Source organism: Cohnella herbarum, from assembly GCF_012849095.1.
In the GTDB taxonomy this organism is placed as follows: Bacteria; Bacillota; Bacilli; order Paenibacillales; family Paenibacillaceae; genus Cohnella; species Cohnella herbarum.
Map to the genome: position 1 here is coordinate 3,614,842 of NZ_CP051680.1, position 16,989 is coordinate 3,631,830.

Below are 16,989 nucleotides of genomic sequence, written 5' to 3' on the forward strand. Positions count from 1 at the left end.
CAAAGCGCTTTCAACTCTTACTTAATGTATACTTTACAAATCAAAGTATATATTAAGAAATTAACTGACGCAACTATATTTTTGCCCGCGACTTTCGAACTTTCCGGATATTTTAGTATAACCCTCGTCTTCTATGGCTTCCAAGTCATTCAACGATGCCCCCGACCACTGTAAACTTTGCGGAATACGCGCCTCGAATTCGAATTTGCCATCCTCGGACAGAGTCCAAGAAGCCTCGATATTTCCGATCGGAGTCGGTACGACCCCCTTAGCCCAAGTCAATTCCCCGACTGCCCGCGGGCGAAGATCCAACCTCCCTTCTCCAAGCCTGGATACGTCCACACCCAGAATCTCTCGCGTTAACAAATAAGTAGGAGAAGCCCCCCACCCATGCGAGAAGCTGACAGGAATGGCCGCTTGCATAAAGGTTGGCGTATGACCCATATAAGGACTAGGCACGGTACAGCTAGGCAACGTAGGATCAAAGGTTTCCCACCAGGTCGTAGCCCCGCGATCCAGCATCGATCCCCAGAAATAGCGTATTTCCTCTACGGCCTCTTCGCTGAAAGGATAAGCAAATAACGTCTCCAGCAAGATGTGGTAGAAAAAAGCACCCTTGATCGGCGGAAGCTTCCTTACGAGATAAGAGTTTCTGATAAAATGCTCCGCTTCTTCCGCCTCCATGACCCCCGACCATATCGCAACGAAATTCGTCTGGGCCGTGACGCTGTCCGACAAGCCGTTATCCGTTAAGCTATCCGCGAAATGAATACCATCCGAAGTTCTCATAAGCTCCCTTATCGTAACGCGCAGGGCGTTTGCTTTAGCTTCGAAAGCCTTCGCCCTCTCCTTCTCTCCCATTCGGGGTGCCAGCTCGGATAGAAATCTAAGGAATTTATAATAGTAACAAGAGATCGCGGTTACTTTATCGTTGCGTTCGATATCGTCCGACCAATCGATGAAACACCACCAACCATCGCGATTCGCGTTGGCGAACAAGCCGTCCTCCGCTTCCTGCTTCTCGAACCATTCCGCTAACCTCATAATCGTTGGCCACAATTCCGCAAGAAATTCCAGGTCTCCGCTATAATCCAAGTACTCTTTAACGCCGAAAAGCCAATGCGCGCAGAAATCCGGCAGCATAAAGGAATTGCGTTCGGGTCCCGTTCCCGGAATAGAACCGTCTTCGTTCTGAATTCGAGCGGATTGAAGCAGGCTTTTCCTTACTAGTCTCGCGTCTCCGAACGTTTGATAGACGACCCGCGCCATCACTACCGCATCCGCAACCCATAAAGCCCCTTCGCGGTAAGGACAATCCTCGAAATGGTTCTGGCTGTTCACGATCGTCGTATATTTACCGACTTCCCATATCCGATTCAGCTTTTCGTCGCCGCACGAGAAGCTTCCGATGTCATCGAACGGATAATGAACGAATCGCGTTTCCAAACTTGATACGGTTACAGGCACCGGCGTCGCTTGAACCGCTATCTTCAGATAACGAAACGCCCGTCTCCCGAATGTTTGGAGTACATTCTCGCCCTTCTTGAGGACGAAAGTATCGGTTAACTCCAACTCCAACCCTTCACCATAGAACAAGTGAACGATACCGCCTTCGGGAGCATCGATCGACAACCCGGGGTACCCTACGACTTCTCTGTCGAAATCGTAAGTCATTTGCGGATAAGAACCGGGACTAGACGCATCAACGACCGCCCCTTCTCCATCCTTCCATGCGCCTTCCAACAAAGAATCGGCATTTCGGATCGTGCCTAAGTAGGCCTGCTCTCCTAACAGGGCTGTAGGCCGCACCCAGGATTCCTTCAATGCGGGAATCTCTCTTGCGAGAAGTCGCGGCCAAGGCGAGTCGGGCGCATTCGCCTCGGCGACGACCGACGCCGAACCCCAGCCCTGATCGTCGTATTCCGGTTGCTCCCATCCATCCTCTTGATGCGTCATGTAGATTTCCCGATAACCGCCCCACAGGTGCATCCGGATAGAATCGCTTCGATAGCGCGGAGAAATCCGGCACTTCCAATCGTCGCCGGTTGCGAGCGTCCGTTCCGGAAGTTCCGAATTCGCCTCCTGGTACAGATCAACCTGACAGAGCATGCCGCCAGGCCCTTGTCTTTGTCCCGTTACGATCATATCCGTCCCGAAATTGTAAGCCGTTACGGCAATCGCGTTCGCCCCCAACCTGAGATAGGAGGTAACCTCGTAGCTATCGAAATATTGCGAGTCGTTATCGCAAGGGGACGGCCCTCTGCCTACCTCGATTCCGTTGACGTAAAGCTTGTATTCTTGATTCGCGGTTATTCGCACCAACGATCGTCCCGGGAGGTTGTCTAGCGAGAATGTTTTACGAGCTTCAACATATTGGTTGTTGCCCCGATCCCGCTCCTGTATCCATATCCACTTCGCTGCCCACTTCTCCATCGCTTTCGTACCTCCGGCATATTCTTAGATAAGTAATATAAGTCATTTAGTATACTTAATATTACTTCAATATACTTTGAAAGTCTACATGCAAAAAAAGCCCAACCCCGGCAGCAATAGCGGGGTTGGGCTTTTTCGGCCTTAACGATTACACCATAACTTTGCAAATATCGTTCGTGAATTCCACCGGATCTCCGATCGGCAATCCTTCGATCAGCAGCGCTTGATTGTACAGCAAGCTCGTGTACAGGTTCAGCTTCTCCGCGTCGTTGCCGTGCGCGTCCTTCAGCGATTTGAACACCGCATGGTTCACGTTGATCTCGAGAACCTTGTCGGCTTTCACGTTCGGGTTGTTCGGCATCGCGTTCAAGATTTTCTCCATCTCGATCGTAAGCTCGCCTTCGGTGGTCAAGCAGACCGGATGGCTCTTCAACCGCTTGGACGCCCGGACGCTCTTCACTTTATCGCCCAGGAAAGCCTTCATCGCCTCGAACAGCTCCTTGCTTTCGTTCGCTTCGGCTTCGGTTTCCTTGTCCTTCTCGTCCGCTTCGATGCCGAGGTCGCCGCTCGATACCGATTTGAACTCCTTGTCCTTATAACTTGAGATAATCTTAATCGCGAATTCGTCGATGTCGTCGGTCAAGTAGAGGATTTCGAACCCTTTGTCCGCCACGAGCTCGGTCTGCGGAAGCTTCTCGATCCGTTCTTTCGACTCCCCGGTCGCGTAATAGATGTATTTCTGCTCTTCGGTCATCCGCGACACGTATTCGTCCAGCGTAACGACCTTCTTCTCTTTGGAGGAGTAGAACATCAGCAGATCTTGAAGCACGTCCTTGTGCATGCCGTAATCGTTATACACGCCGAATTTCAGTTGGCGACCGAAGCTCTCGTAGAATTTCTCGTATTTCTCGCGCTCGTCTTTAAGCAAGCTTTGCAATTGGCTCTTGATCTTGCTCTGGATGTTCTTCGCGATTTGTTTAAGCTGACGGTCATGCTGCAGCATCTCCCTGGAGATGTTCAAGGAAAGATCCTCGGAATCGACCATCCCTTTCACGAAACCGAAATAATCCGGAAGCAGGTCGGCGCACTTGTCCATGATCAACACGCCGTTCGAATACAGCTCGAGCCCCTTCTCGAATTCCTTCGTGTAATAATCGAAAGGCGTGCTTTCCGGAATGTACAGAATCGCTTGGTAACGAACCGCTCCGTCCACGCTCAGATGAATGTGCTTCAGCGGCTTGTCGAAGCCGTAACGCTTCTCCGCGTAGAAGTTTTCGTAATCCGCGTCCGTCAGCTCGCTCTTGTTCTTGCGCCAGATCGGCACCATGCTGTTGACGGTTTGCTCTTCCACGTACTCCTCGAACTCGTTGTCTTCGCCTTCCTTGGGCCGGCTGCCCGAAATATCCATCTTGATCGGATAACGGATAAAGTCGGAATACTTCTTGATGATCGCCTTAAGCCGGTATTGCTCCAGAAATTCGTCGTATTGATCGTCTTCCGTGTTCGGCTTGATCTTCAGCACGATTTCGGTACCTACGGTTGCCTTCTCTGCCGCTTCGATCGTATAGCCTTCAGCGCCCGTGGATTCCCACTTGTAAGCCTCTTCGCTGCCTACCGCTCTGCTCGTTACGGTTACGACGTCCGCCACCATGAAGGCCGAATAGAAGCCGACGCCGAACTGTCCGATAATGTTATGGCCGTCCTGCGCTTCGTTCTCCTTCTTGAACGCCAGCGAACCGCTCTTCGCGATGATGCCCAGGTTGTTCTCCAGGTCTTCCTTGGTCATTCCGATACCCGTATCGGATATCGTCAGCGTTCTGTTTGCCTTATCCGCGGTCACTTTAATGTAATAATCTTCTTTGTTGAATACCAGTTGCTCGTCGGTTAACGCTCTGTAATAGATTTTATCTACCGCGTCGCTAGCGTTAGAGATTAGCTCCCTTAAGAAGATCTCGCGTTGGGTGTAGATGGAGTTAATCATCATCTCCAGCAGACGTTTGGATTCCGCTTTAAACTGTTTCTTGGCCATGAAAATAGATCTCCTCTCGGTATATCGAACATTATGGATGTAAGAACGCCTTCGTTAGCACTCTGATCAAACGAGTGCCAATACTTATTTTTTATCACTACTCGATTTTAATGTCAATATCGGATTGCGCCAGGCAATGGTAAATCGTATTAGAATTTCATCCGGACGTTATTTTGACGAAAACGGATGTATTAAGGTAAACGGAACTGGAACCCTCTATTTATGCTCACGCGGCGTGTTTTCGTTGGAAAACACTTAAATAAGAGCGCCTATTTCCGCTAGATTTCGAAAAGTGTCTTTTTAAGCAAAATAAGGGCTGTGGGCTCCGTTTAGACTGTAACTAACGTAATAAAATGATGGTTCTAGCCCACCGATTGAAATTCGCGTGTGCGGGTGCGGATTCTTGCCCAATCTGTGCGAATGTACTGCCAGTGCATTCGACCATACATATACTGTCATCGTAAAACAACTTTCGGAAACAGGTGGTGAGTCCAAATGGGTTACCCTGTTGCTGGGGCAGGATACGATGGTTGCGCTAAACCTTATGGCGGCGGAGTGCAAGCCGCTGCGTTCGTGCTCGTACTCTTCATTCTGCTGGTCATCATCTTGAAAGCCGGTTATTGCTAATCCGGATGATTCGATAAACCCGCGACTCTTCGGAGCTGCGGGTTTTTCTCTATTGCGGATTAAATCGAGCAATCGTTCATTATAGGAATATTTATCTATAAATGCGGAAAAATACCGGGTAGTTGAAATCGAGCATTTAGTTATGCAACTAGGAGGACTATAAAGTGACAGTAGATCCATCGAACCCGGATACGTTAACCAATCGGCAAGGCCACCCCGTTACGAACAATCAAAACATGAGAACCGTTGGCAATCGCGGTCCGGCGACGTTAGAAAATTACGATTTCATCGAGAAAATCAGCCATTTCGATCGCGAGCGCATTCCCGAACGCGTCGTACACGCCCGTGGCGCGGGTGCACACGGTTATTTCGAAACTTACGGAACGGCTGGCAACGATCCGGTATCCAAGTATACCCGAGCGAAGATTTTTCAGGATAAAGGAAAGCAGACGCCCGTGTTCGTTCGATTCTCGTCCGTTATCCACGGCGGCCATTCCCCCGAGACGCTTCGCGACCCCCGCGGATTTGCCGTTAAATTCTATACGGAGGACGGCAACTGGGACTTGGTCGGCAACAACCTGAAAATCTTCTTTATCCGCGACGCGATCAAATTTCCCGATATGGTTCACGCCTTCAAACCGGATCCCGTGACGAACATTCAAGACGGGGAACGATTTTTCGACTTCTGCTCCAATTCCCCCGAATCGTTCCATATGGTCACTTTCTTATATTCTCCTTGGGGCATTCCGGCCAACTATCGGATGATGCAGGGTTCCGGCGTGAATACGTACAAATGGGTGAACCAATCCGGCGAAGCCGTTCTCGTCAAATATCATTGGGAGCCGAAACAAGGCATTAAGAATTTGACGCAGAAAGAAGCCGGAGAAATTCAGGCGAGTAATTTCAACCATGCGACGCAGGATCTGTATCAGGCGATCGAGCGAGGCGATTACCCGGAGTGGGAGCTGTTGGTCCAGCTCATGAGCGACGACGAGCATCCGGAATTGGATTTCGATCCGCTGGACGACACTAAACTATGGCCGGAAGATCAATTTCCATGGCTGCCCGTCGGTAAAATGGTGCTGAACAGAAATCCCGAGGATTATTTCACCGAGGTAGAGCAAGCGGCGTTCGGAACCGGCGTCTTGGTCGACGGGCTTGATTTCTCGGACGACAAAATGCTTCAGGGTCGGACGTTCTCCTATTCCGACACGCAGCGTCACCGGGTGGGAGCCAACTATTTGCAACTGCCGATTAACGCTCCGAAGAAGCACGTAGCAACGAATCAAAGCGGCGGGCAAATGCAGTATCGGCTCGATCGCGCGCCGGGGCAAAATCCGCACATCAACTATGAACCGTCCACGTTAGGCGGATTACGCGAAGCCGAACGATCCGGCACAGAATATACGCCCCTTATCGAGGGTAAGCTCGTACGGGAGACGATAGAACGTCACAACAATACGAAACAAGCTGGCGATACCTACCGTAAATTCGAGGAATGGGAAAGAGCGGAGCTCATTTCCAATCTCGTAGGCGATCTCGCTCCGAGCGATAAGCGCATCCAGGATAAGATGATCGCGCTAGCGGAAGAAGCGGACGAGGAATACGGACGTCGCCTCCGGGACGGGTTGGCTCATGCTTTCCAGGGCGGATCCAGCCAGAAGCCGCTTGGCAACAAAGACGGCGACAAAGCGCCCGAGCAAGCCGTACGAAAAGGCCACGAAGCCGAGCCTTATTAAGGTTAGGGAAATGGGTGGAGCAGGCATGACTCCTGTTCCACCCGAGCCTCAAGGATTACATGATGTAAATAACGTTGACACTTCGTTACTGCTTAAGGTGGTATTAACCTGTATGATTCTGCAATCGTTCGAAGTCTCATGATTTTACACATCTGAAACTCCGAGAGTAACCAACTTAACGGAACGCTGTTCCTTTATCTGGATTGCAATACCGGTACGATTGTTTAATACCGGATCTGAGGTCCGTTAAATCTTATGAAATCGCGATAATGTCGAGTTTTTGTAAGAATAAAGGAACTGATTTCCGTTATGATGTGCAAATTTAGACGGACAAGTGCGATAACGGAACTGTTTTCCGTTATCAGATATCGACTATGTCGCGGCGCGACGAGAAAAAAAGCTTACAACGCTCGCTAGTATGTCATCACCGGCGTTTCGAAAACATTACCTAAGAGGTAACGTCTATCTCACTTAATCATCTCTTCGTAAAGCTTGGTTGTCATCTCCGAGGGCTTAATTTGCAATTCCTCTAGCTTGTGAGCAAGTCTCCGGTATACGGACAAAACTTGGTCATTCCTGCCCAGGCAATGGTACCCTTTCATTAACAAGCGGTAGGCCCCCTCCTCATAGGGAGAATGATCGATCGTCAACTCGGCCATCGTGACCGCTTTATCGTATTCCCTAAGTTTAATATATGCCTCCGTTAGAGTCGATCTCCATTGCGACGCCGATTTATCGTATTGCTCCATCTCTTGTTCCGCCCACACGTAATCTTCGTCTTTCAGCAGCGGTCCTTCATAGAGAAGCAAAGCTTGTTCAATCTCGGCACAATCAGGACTCTCTAATTTTTTCAACCTATTCAAGTGCTCCCTAAAGATTCGGACATCGATTTCCACCCGTTCGGGATCGAGATAATATCTCTCGTTCTCGTACTTCAGAACGCCGTCGAAACCCAATTGCTTCATATTCTTTCTAAGCAGGCTAATGCAAGTGTGCAAATAAACCTTCGCTTTATGAAAGCTGTCTTCAGGCCATAAATTTTCGATAATGAGATCGCGATGAACGCGGCTGTCTTCCTGCACCGCCAAGTAAGCCATCAGTTCCTTCTCTTTCGAAGTTCGCCATTTCATTCTCGGCCCATCGTCGATTCCGGCGAAATACTGGCCGAACAGCCGAATCGTCAGCATGGGAGCGTCAGGGGCTTCGTTGACCAAGGCGGCATGCTCGGCGACAATGCCGGACCGGGCATTTTCCTTCTGTATTCTTGCGATAGTCTTAGCCAATCTATCCATTTCCAGCGGCTTCAGAATATAATCGATTGCCGCGTGCTCGAATGCGGATATCGCGTATTGGTCATAGGCGGTCACGAAAACGATTTGAACGTCGTTATTGTCGTTTCTTACGATTTCCGCAAGCTCCAATCCGTTCATTTCCGGCATCTCGATATCGAGAAACAGGACGTCGGGGCGAAGCATCTTAAGCTTACGAATAGCATCGAAGCCATTGCTCGAACGGCCGATCACTTCGACCTCGCCGGTTCGTTGTAGAAACAGCTCCAATATATTAAGCGCATGCTCCTCGTCATCCACTACAAATGCTTTAATCATCTAGTTTGCTCACCCCGATAGAATATGGACAAAGATATGCTTGCCTCAGATCACGAATACGCTAGCGGAAGCCAAATCGTAACCTTCGTTCCAACGCCCCGTTCGCTTTCCACGACGGGCGTTCTTCCGGTCATATGCGCCACGCGGCGCGTAATGTTGCGGAAGCCGACGCCTTGCTCCTGCTTGCCGACTTCCATGATGGCCCGTACTTGTTCCGCCGTCATGCCGATTCCATCGTCCTCCACGACGACGCGCACGAACTCGCCTTCCTGATGGATCGTCAACCGAACGGTGCCACCGCTAAGCTTCTTCGATACGCCATGCCGAATGGCGTTCTCCACCAAAGGCTCGATCGTCAGCGGCATGACTTGGCACCCTAACAGCTCCTTGTCGACATCGAATTCGACGCGAACGCGATCTCCGAACCGCGCCTTCTCGATATCCACGTAAGCCTGGATAAGCTCCATTTCCTTGCTCAGATTAACGGTCTCTTCCGTATTGTCCAGATGGAAAATAATGCGCAAATATCGGCTGAAAATACTCAGCAGCTCGCCCGCCCGTACGCCGTCCGTATAACAGAGAGACATGATCGTGCCTAGCGCGTTATATAAAAAATGCGGCTTAATCTGCGACCGAAGAAACGCCATCTCGTTCACTGCCGCTTCCTTGACCAAGCGTTTCATAGACAACAGCGTGTTTACCCGAACCCGGATTTCGCCGGGATCGAGCGGCCGCGTAATAAAGTCGCTGCCTCCGGCCGAGATGCCCGCTTCGATATCCGCGGACGTGTTGCGGGTACCGATGAGGAGTACCGGCATCTCCGCTTGCGTAAAATGCTGCCGAATCCGGCGGCACAATTCATAACCGTTATCGCCCGGAAGCATGACATCGATAAGTACCAGATCCGGCCGATCCATCCGCGTAACCTGAGCATAAGCCTCCTTGTCCGTTCCGGCGCAGTAAGCTTCGTAGCCCTCCGATGTCAGCATGCCGTAGAGGTGCTCAACGTCTACCGGATCCGCGGAGGCGATTAAGATTTTGGAGGCTCCTTCTTTCGCTTGTCGCGGTTCGGGAATGACGTTCCCGGCAAACGGATGCACCGATTCCTCATTGCCCGCGGCAATCTCCATTAGACTCTCTGACGCCTCCGGCAAAGCGATTTCCAATGTTCCGTCCGTCTCGTTCGGACCGAACTTCCCTCCCATGAGCTCTGTCAGTTCGTTCGCGATAGACAGACCAAGGGCGAAGCTATTGTCCGCTTCCGGCTCTTCGCCGACGATGGCGTCGTTTACTTCCTGAGGGCCGCTGCCCGAAGACTCGATATGTATTAAAATGTTGTGTCCCTCCCTTCTGCTACGGATGGAAACGATCCCGTCCTGAATATGTCTTAAGCTGTAATTGATCGAGTTGTATAGGACCTGTATCAATCGGTTCTCATCCGCGATAATATATCTGGCTTCGGGAGAGATACGATGCGTTAGCTGCGTATTTTTCCCTTTGGCGAGAAAACCGAACACTTCCATGACAACGGAAACGCAAGCGACGAGATCGACCTGTTTTAGATCAACCTTCAGTTTGCCGTCCTTAATCCGCGCAGCGTCTATGATATCGTTGACCATATTGGACATTCGGTAAGCCGTATTCCGTATAAACCTCAGCTTATCTTTCATTTCCTGTTCCGCGGACTTCTTGAAAGGCTCTTTGAGCAGAGCCTGCGAGAGATTCATAATGCCGTTCAGCGGGGTATTCAACTCATGAGAGGTAATCAGCAGAAATTCATCCTTCATCCGATCCGCTATCTGTAGCTGATTCGTCAATTGTTTCATCGAGGTATAGGCACCGACATATTGATGAATGAGCAGCAGGGCGATCGTGACTAGAAAAAAGATAAAAATCATGTTATTGAGCAGAGCCGAGGTCAAATTCTCGTTGCTTAGGATTACGTTAAGGTCCAGCAGCAAATGCGACCACACCGCCGCGAAATAAAGTTGGAATTGTCGTTTGTCCAATATTCCGAATTGTTGCCTCAGGTAAGCCAAGAACAAATATCCGATCAGCACGAGATAGATTAACGTGATTCCCAAATACATGATGTCCTGCGCATAGGAATATACGCGAAACGGGAAGATGACGATTACGACGCAATAAGCGAAGTTAAATAGTGCCGAACTTAGGAACAGCATTCGGACGCCCGATCTTCGAAACAGTTTCCACGAGAGAATAAACAGCAAGGCCGGCGTAATGAATACGGAAACCGTTTTGATTTTGAACGCCAGTTCGAATGGGATATCCGGAAAAAATTGCAGGAACAATCTCTCTCCGTTCGTAATGACGCTAACCGCTATGAAAAAGAAATAAACCCCGAATAATAGAAGCAGCGAGTTTCTATGGAACCACAAATAGAGGCAGAAAATGAGCATAGCGGAGATCATCGGAATGATAGCTCCCATTAGCTCCAGCCCGACTTGTATGCTTTTCTTGACTTGAAGTTCCTTTCCTATGCCCAAAGAAAGCGATTCCGCGATTCCGCCATTCTTAAAATCGAAATTAGCTGTTTGTAATAAAATTTCGATCTCGTTCCCCTGCGATGGAAAATAAGCGACATAAGGTACGTTTCTTGGCGTATATTGCGCCCTGGATACCCCCGGTTGTCCGGATTGTCCTCCTTCTACTCCTCCTATGTATAGCTTGTCCGAAAACCGGACGTAGTTTTTGCTAATCGCCAGCATTTGGCCCTCGGGGGCATTTTGGATGACTAAACGATACGTGCCATAACCCATCCCGCTCATCGCTCGCCCGTCGCGATCCTGCCACCCGTCCCATTTCCCGGGCACGGCGATGTAACCTTTGTTATCGCTAGTTTCGCCCGGCATCAACAACTGATTCGGATAAAACTCCCACTCTCCGTCCAACCCGAATATACCGTGGTTCCGATAATCCCAGTCCTCAAGATCAAGTTCGCCTTTATCCACCGAGGGCACGGCTTTATCCGGCTGTGCCGTAAACCACATCGCGAGTCCCACGAAAACAGTCAATAGAAGAAGACCTATGAGAAAGTTATCTCTTGCTCCCTTTGCCACGCACGCTCTACCTCCCGGTGCCTTCCCCTTAAATGTACAGGTAGGCGCTTAACAAATACTTAACGAGGTTGTTCATAAAGTCCAATTTTGATCACGAAGCCTATCTTGAAGATACCGCTTACGCTAGCCTCGAAAATCCGAAAAGCTCAAGATGGTCTCATCTTGAGCTTCTCATACTTCTTAATATAGCACCTCGTAACGATATTGCGGCAACTATTACACGCTGCTATAACGCTTAGCCGTAGAAGAAGGAGCCAACCACGTTCCATCGGATAACACGATCATCTTATTGCGGACCGCCAGCCGTTGTTACGATGGAAGTTGCTTCTCCCACGCCTCCGAAAGCCTGCGCAGCATCGCGACTTCCGATTTGTTCGTCTCCGTGAACGAAGAGGACGGTTGCGAGCGGCTCCCGTAATTCCCGGCGATCCCTTCCAGCATGAGATGATATTTCGCGTTCGTCGGATATAGCTGTTTCTCGATCCAAGATGCCATGGTGAGCAGATCGCTCAACCGCTCCGCTTCAACCGGATGGTTACGGTAATCGCGAACGAGCTTCGAATAGAGAGACGGATGGAAATTGCCCATGACACCGCTATATCCCGCAGCCCCCAACCGGAGCGACTCCAGCAAGGTAGCGGTATTCGCATTGAAGATTTTCAAATCCGTCCCGCGCACGGCATCCAGCTTGCCCCGGATCAACCCGATGTCGCAGCACGTATCCTTCAGGAAACAGAATCGCCCCGTATCCGCGAACCATCTTAGCAATTCCGGGGAGACGACCCGCTTGTAGGGAAAAGGACATTCGTACAATCCGATTGGAAGCTTGTCCGGTAACTCTGGCAAGAGCTTCTCTACGTTTCTCTTGACGATATCGTCCGATTCGCCCTCCAACGCCAGCCTGTTCGTAATCAGTACGAGCGCGTCGATGCCCGTCTCGCTCATGGCCCGCAATTCTTCAGCCTGTTCCGCCAACGACTCCGAGATGTGCCCTGAAGCTATGACGGGGATTTTCCCCTTCGTCGCTTTTTTGACGAAAGCAGCCAATTCAACCCTTTCTTCTAGGTTAAGATAGAACATCTCGCTAGATTGGCACACGGCGAACAAGCCGTCCGCTCCGTTCAGAACGTACCACCGTACCGCTTTCTCCATCGCGGTATAATCGATTCTACCATTGTCGTTGTACAAGGTGACCATTGTTGGCCAAACCCCGTCTTTCATCCTCTCTAGCATTCCTACTCACCTCATCTGATTAGAAAAGAGGGAGTCTCCTCCCTCCCTCTCCATCCTTTTATTCCGTATCCGACTCCAAGAAGTCATCGATTACTGACTCTCCAGCCTAGCTTGAGCTTCGTTAAAGATCGACTCGAGCTCGCCGGAACCGTCTTTCTGCAGCTTCTTCGCGAACGCCTCGAATTCGTCCATCGGCTTGACGCCCATAATGAACTTATCCACTTCTTGGAAGACGACCGTATTCAGATCGGTGCGCAGTCGCTTTACCTTCTCCGCTTCCTCTTTCGTAAGCGGCGGCTCGAGCGGCCGGGTCACGATACCGTTCTTCAAGTCCTTCTCTTGCCGCTTGATATTTTCGCTCCATTTGACCGAATCGGGCGTGCTGTACATACTCGTAGCTCTCTCGTCAATGTATAGCGTGAAAGCAAGCAATCCCGTGCCAAGATCGGATTGCAGCTTGTACAAGCTCGTTTCTTTGCCGTACTTTTCCTTAATGCCGTCCGTAACCTTATACTCTCCGTTTTCTTTCGTGAAGTGCTCGCCTTCTTTTCCGAAATTAGTGATGTCCGCGCCTTCTTCGCTGTACATCCAATCCAAGTAACGAACGACCGCTTCCGGATTCTTGACCTTGGAACTGATCAAGAAGTTTTCCGTCAACCAATGATCCGGGAACCGATAGTTGCGTTTCTGACCTTGGCTATTAGCCATATTCGGTATCATTTCGAACGCGGCATCCGGGTCCGCGGCTTTCAGCGAAGCTCCGAAAGCCGTCGCGTAGCCTATGTTATCGTAGAAGAACAGCGATTTGCCCGAGCTTAGCTTCTCTTTCCAGGTATCGGAAGTCGATACCGCGTAATCCGGATCCAGCAGCTTCTCCTTGTAAAGCTTGCTCAAGAATTCGAGCGCTTCCTTAAACTCGGGATGCGCCGGTCCGTAGAGCCATTTTCCTCCATCGACGTCATAATCGTAGTAGACGTCGAAGCCGGAACCGAGCGGGTAAGTCATCACGTCAAGCAACTGCTGCGTCCCCCATCGGATCGTCATCGGTTGGGAATCCGGGTAAGCTTCTTTCATTTTTTTCAACGTTTCGTACAACTCGTCGAACGTTTGCGGCGTCTGCAAGCCGAGCTCCTTCATGACGTCTGAGCGAATCATGGGAAAAGGACCGGCGGAGCCTTGATAACGGGCAAGTCTAGGAAATCCGTATAATTTGTCGCCGATCTTCAGGTTATTGATCTGAGGATTTTCCTCGATCAGCTTCTTCAAGTTAGGCGCGTGATCCAAGTAATCGGATATCGGTAGGAATAAGCCCGTATTCGCGAACGATTGAATCGTCGTATCCTCGGCGTACATAATGTCCGGCAAGTTATTCGTGGCGATCAGCGTGTGCAACTTCTCTTCGTAGTTGTCCGAAGGAACGGTCTCGATCTTCAGCTTGACCCCTGTCGCAGCTTCTCTTAAAGCGAATGAAGGCGCGTCGATGATCAGCGGTTGGTTGGGATGCTCGCCAAGCATGACCCTTAAGGTCATCGGTTCGTTGACGATCTTGCCCGCGCCAACGCCCGCATCGCCGCTTGCCTGACTGCTTGCTTGGCTGCTTGCTTGGCTGCTCGCCGTCGCATCGTTCCCATTGGATGAATTTCCTCCGCAGCCCGTTAGCGCCAGGGCGATGGACGTCATCGCGATTAAACTGAATTGCCGCTTTTTCCTGCTCATGTGCAACCCTCCTGAGATATGTGAATCTGGCTGTAACGATACGTTATCTCCGGGAACTCCGAAAGAACCGATACTTGCCCGCAGGTTTCAAATTTCCTCTAGGCGGTATGACGATTCATGATTCTACCGTAAGCTCGGCGAAGGTGGACTGTTGAATCCCCGACTCCCGATATTGAGAAGGAGAAATCCCCTCGTATTTCTTGAAGAGCCTCAAGAAAGTCGTTCGGCTATATATGCCGACCTTGCCCGAAATCTCGTTGATGCTCATATCCGTTTCGAGCAACAGCGTCTTGGATCTCGCGATTCGATTGTAGCTGATATAATCGGTCAAATTCATTTTCGTTTTCTCTTTGAACACCTTGGACAAATACTTAGCGGACGTACCCATCTCTTCCGCGATCTTCTCTAAATACAGATCATGGTGGTAATTGTTCTCGATGTATTCCATAATCATCGTAATCAACATGCCCGAGCCTTTTTCCTTCGGAATGCCGGTTTGGTCCACGATCCGTTCATAGAAAGCGGCAAGGCATTCCCGCCTTCTCTCGAATTCAATCGTATAATTGCCGCTCCCTCGCAGCACCCCGTCTTCCTCCTCCGTAATCATCTGGAACAATTGCAAACCCTTTTCGGACAAATAACGCTTGCCCGTGTTGTAGAGCTCCGTCAGCAGCAAGCTCAGATTGTCCGGGGATACGCCCGACAATCGATTTCGCTCGATCTGCTCGTCCAATTGTCGCCGCAAGAGCTCCTTGTCTCCGGTTTTCAAAGCGTTCACGATTTTGTTCTCGTCGGTCATGGAATAAGAGTAAACGATCTGTTGCGTAGGATGCTCGGCTGTATCCAGCACTTGGAAAGCCTGATTGGAATCCTGGTAACCTAGCACGGACAATGCCTCTCCGAACGATCTCCCGAGTTGTTCCACTCCCTCATACGGCTTGCCGATCCCCGCATTCATGACGCAGTAGCGCGCATCGTATCGGAAAGTTTCCGTCAATCTGCGCAGCGCCTTCTTCAGGCGTTCTAATCCTTCATCCTTCGGTAACCTTACAATGCAAGCGAATACGTTGTGTTGATATTCCACCACGTATGTCGGGATATGCTCGCCGACGAGTCCCCAAACTACGTTCTTCAATTTACTCTGGATCCCTATTCGTTCGGTGTCCTGAATCTCGGTAAAGAAGACGTCATGGAACTTGAACCGTACGCAACTGCACACGAATACGCCATCCGCATCTTTGAAATGCTTCTCCACGAGTCTGCACAGCTTCCCTTCCTGACTTCCCCCGCCGTATCCCCCGCGTAACAAATGTTGAAGCGCGCTATCGACATACTCGTCGGAAAGCGCATTCAATTTATTCTGAAAATAGGAATTGTTCTCCATGATCTGGTTAATCCTTCTTCCGATCATATCGAATTCGTCGTTAGGAATTCTCTTCGAATCGGGCAACTTCCCGTTACCATTCTCGCTCTCGTCGCTTTGAAGTAAAATATCCCGAATCTTCTTGATCGGATTGTATAAATTCAACGTAAATACGACGGAGAAAGCGATACCGACGACGGTTAACACGATGCAGATCGCAACGATCAACTTCGTGATTTGGCCAGCGTTCTCGGTAAACTCTCTAGTCGGAGTGATCGAATAATAGTTCCAGCCGTAATTCTCGTCTTTAACCGTAGAAACGAGATAATCTTCTCCCCCGATGGCGACGTTTTCGTAAGATTGTCCCTTAATTGCGGAATGTTCAGCGATCGCTTCCATCGCTTCGCTTTCCGAGAACCGATCCGAGGTCGATAAAATAAAGTTGCCATTCGAATCAAGCAATAGAAATTCGGTCGTCGGGAAGATCGCGTTATTCATCAACGTCGATCTCATCGTCTGCAGAGACATGGTCACGACCATAACGACGTCATGTCCTCTTACCGTGTTGCGGGTCAGGATAGGAAGCGTCGGAATCGTCTTGGACGGGGATACATGCGCCTTCGCGGGTTCTAAGATCTCCAGTATCCTCTCGCCTCGCAGCATTTCCGCCCAACGTGAGGTAGAATAGCGATCGAGCGGATAGGTTTTACCGAAGAAAAGCTCGAAATCCTCGACTCCTTCGTTCGTATACACCCTCTCGTCATCGACGAATACGAAAATCCGATCCACGTAATCGGAAAGCAGGCTCTGAATTCGAGCAATCGTTTGGGGAACGATCGATAACCTCGACCGCTCCTCAAGGGTATACAATCGATCGGGCTGCAATAACGTTCGAATGGCATTATCGTTGAAAAACAAAGTGTTGGTCTCTTGCACCGTCCGTAAATACATGCCGATCGTGCTAGCCGAGGAGTGAAGATTGACGGAGATTTTCTCCGAGAAGTCCTTCTCCATGTTTTTCGTAGAGCTAACGTAAAAGAACGCGCCGATAATCGAGATCGGAAGGAGTAGAGAAAGGAAGGATAGCAGAATTCGCAAGAATAGCTTATTTAGCTTAAATCCCGGCAATCCGCCGAATTTGGTCTTCATCCGTTATCCGCTC

9 protein-coding genes are annotated in these 16,989 nt (G+C 50.1%); 2 read left to right on the plus strand and 7 right to left on the minus strand.

Annotated elements, in window-relative coordinates; genetic code table 11:
* Positions 1-60: 60 nt before the first annotated feature.
* Both HH215_RS16070 and htpG read right to left on the minus strand, forming a co-directional pair.
* Complete coding sequence (locus tag HH215_RS16070; protein WP_169280824.1) at positions 61-2,433, minus strand: alpha-L-rhamnosidase-related protein; 2,373 nt, start codon at positions 2,431-2,433, stop codon at positions 61-63.
* Between the two features lie 148 nt (positions 2,434-2,581).
* Positions 2,582-4,462 (minus strand): molecular chaperone HtpG, encoded by a 1,881-nt coding sequence (gene htpG, locus HH215_RS16075; RefSeq protein WP_169280825.1) that lies wholly within the window; start codon positions 4,460-4,462, stop codon positions 2,582-2,584.
* A gap of 495 nt (positions 4,463-4,957) precedes the next feature.
* Between htpG and HH215_RS16080 the strand changes: the two genes are divergently transcribed.
* Positions 4,958-5,089 carry a sporulation protein YjcZ gene (locus tag HH215_RS16080; protein ID WP_169280826.1) on the plus strand — a complete coding sequence of 44 codons (132 nt, stop codon included), beginning with the start codon at positions 4,958-4,960 and terminating at the stop codon, positions 5,087-5,089.
* A gap of 164 nt (positions 5,090-5,253) precedes the next feature.
* Entirely contained in the window at positions 5,254-6,828 is a 1,575-nt protein-coding gene (locus HH215_RS16085) for a catalase (protein ID WP_174887622.1), read from the plus strand.
* A gap of 467 nt (positions 6,829-7,295) precedes the next feature.
* On the opposite strand, the gene HH215_RS16090 is transcribed toward HH215_RS16085, so the two are convergent.
* From HH215_RS16090 to HH215_RS16110, 5 genes are all read right to left on the minus strand, one after another.
* Positions 7,296-8,435: a response regulator gene (locus HH215_RS16090; RefSeq protein WP_169280827.1), complete on the minus strand. Its 1,140-nt coding sequence runs from the start codon at positions 8,433-8,435 to the stop codon at positions 7,296-7,298.
* 50 nt (positions 8,436-8,485) lie between these two features.
* A complete protein-coding gene (locus HH215_RS16095) occupies positions 8,486-11,515 on the minus strand; it encodes a hybrid sensor histidine kinase/response regulator (protein ID WP_169280828.1) in 3,030 nt (1,009 codons plus the stop codon).
* A 309-nt stretch (positions 11,516-11,824) separates the two neighbouring features.
* Positions 11,825-12,748: a dihydrodipicolinate synthase family protein gene (locus tag HH215_RS16100; protein WP_169280829.1), complete on the minus strand. Its 924-nt coding sequence runs from the start codon at positions 12,746-12,748 to the stop codon at positions 11,825-11,827.
* A 90-nt stretch (positions 12,749-12,838) separates the two neighbouring features.
* Complete coding sequence (locus HH215_RS16105) at positions 12,839-14,464, minus strand: extracellular solute-binding protein (RefSeq protein WP_169280830.1); 1,626 nt, start codon at positions 14,462-14,464, stop codon at positions 12,839-12,841.
* A 115-nt stretch (positions 14,465-14,579) separates the two neighbouring features.
* Entirely contained in the window at positions 14,580-16,976 is a 2,397-nt protein-coding gene (locus HH215_RS16110; RefSeq protein WP_169280831.1) for a helix-turn-helix domain-containing protein, read from the minus strand.
* Between the last annotated feature and the right edge of the window lie 13 nt (positions 16,977-16,989).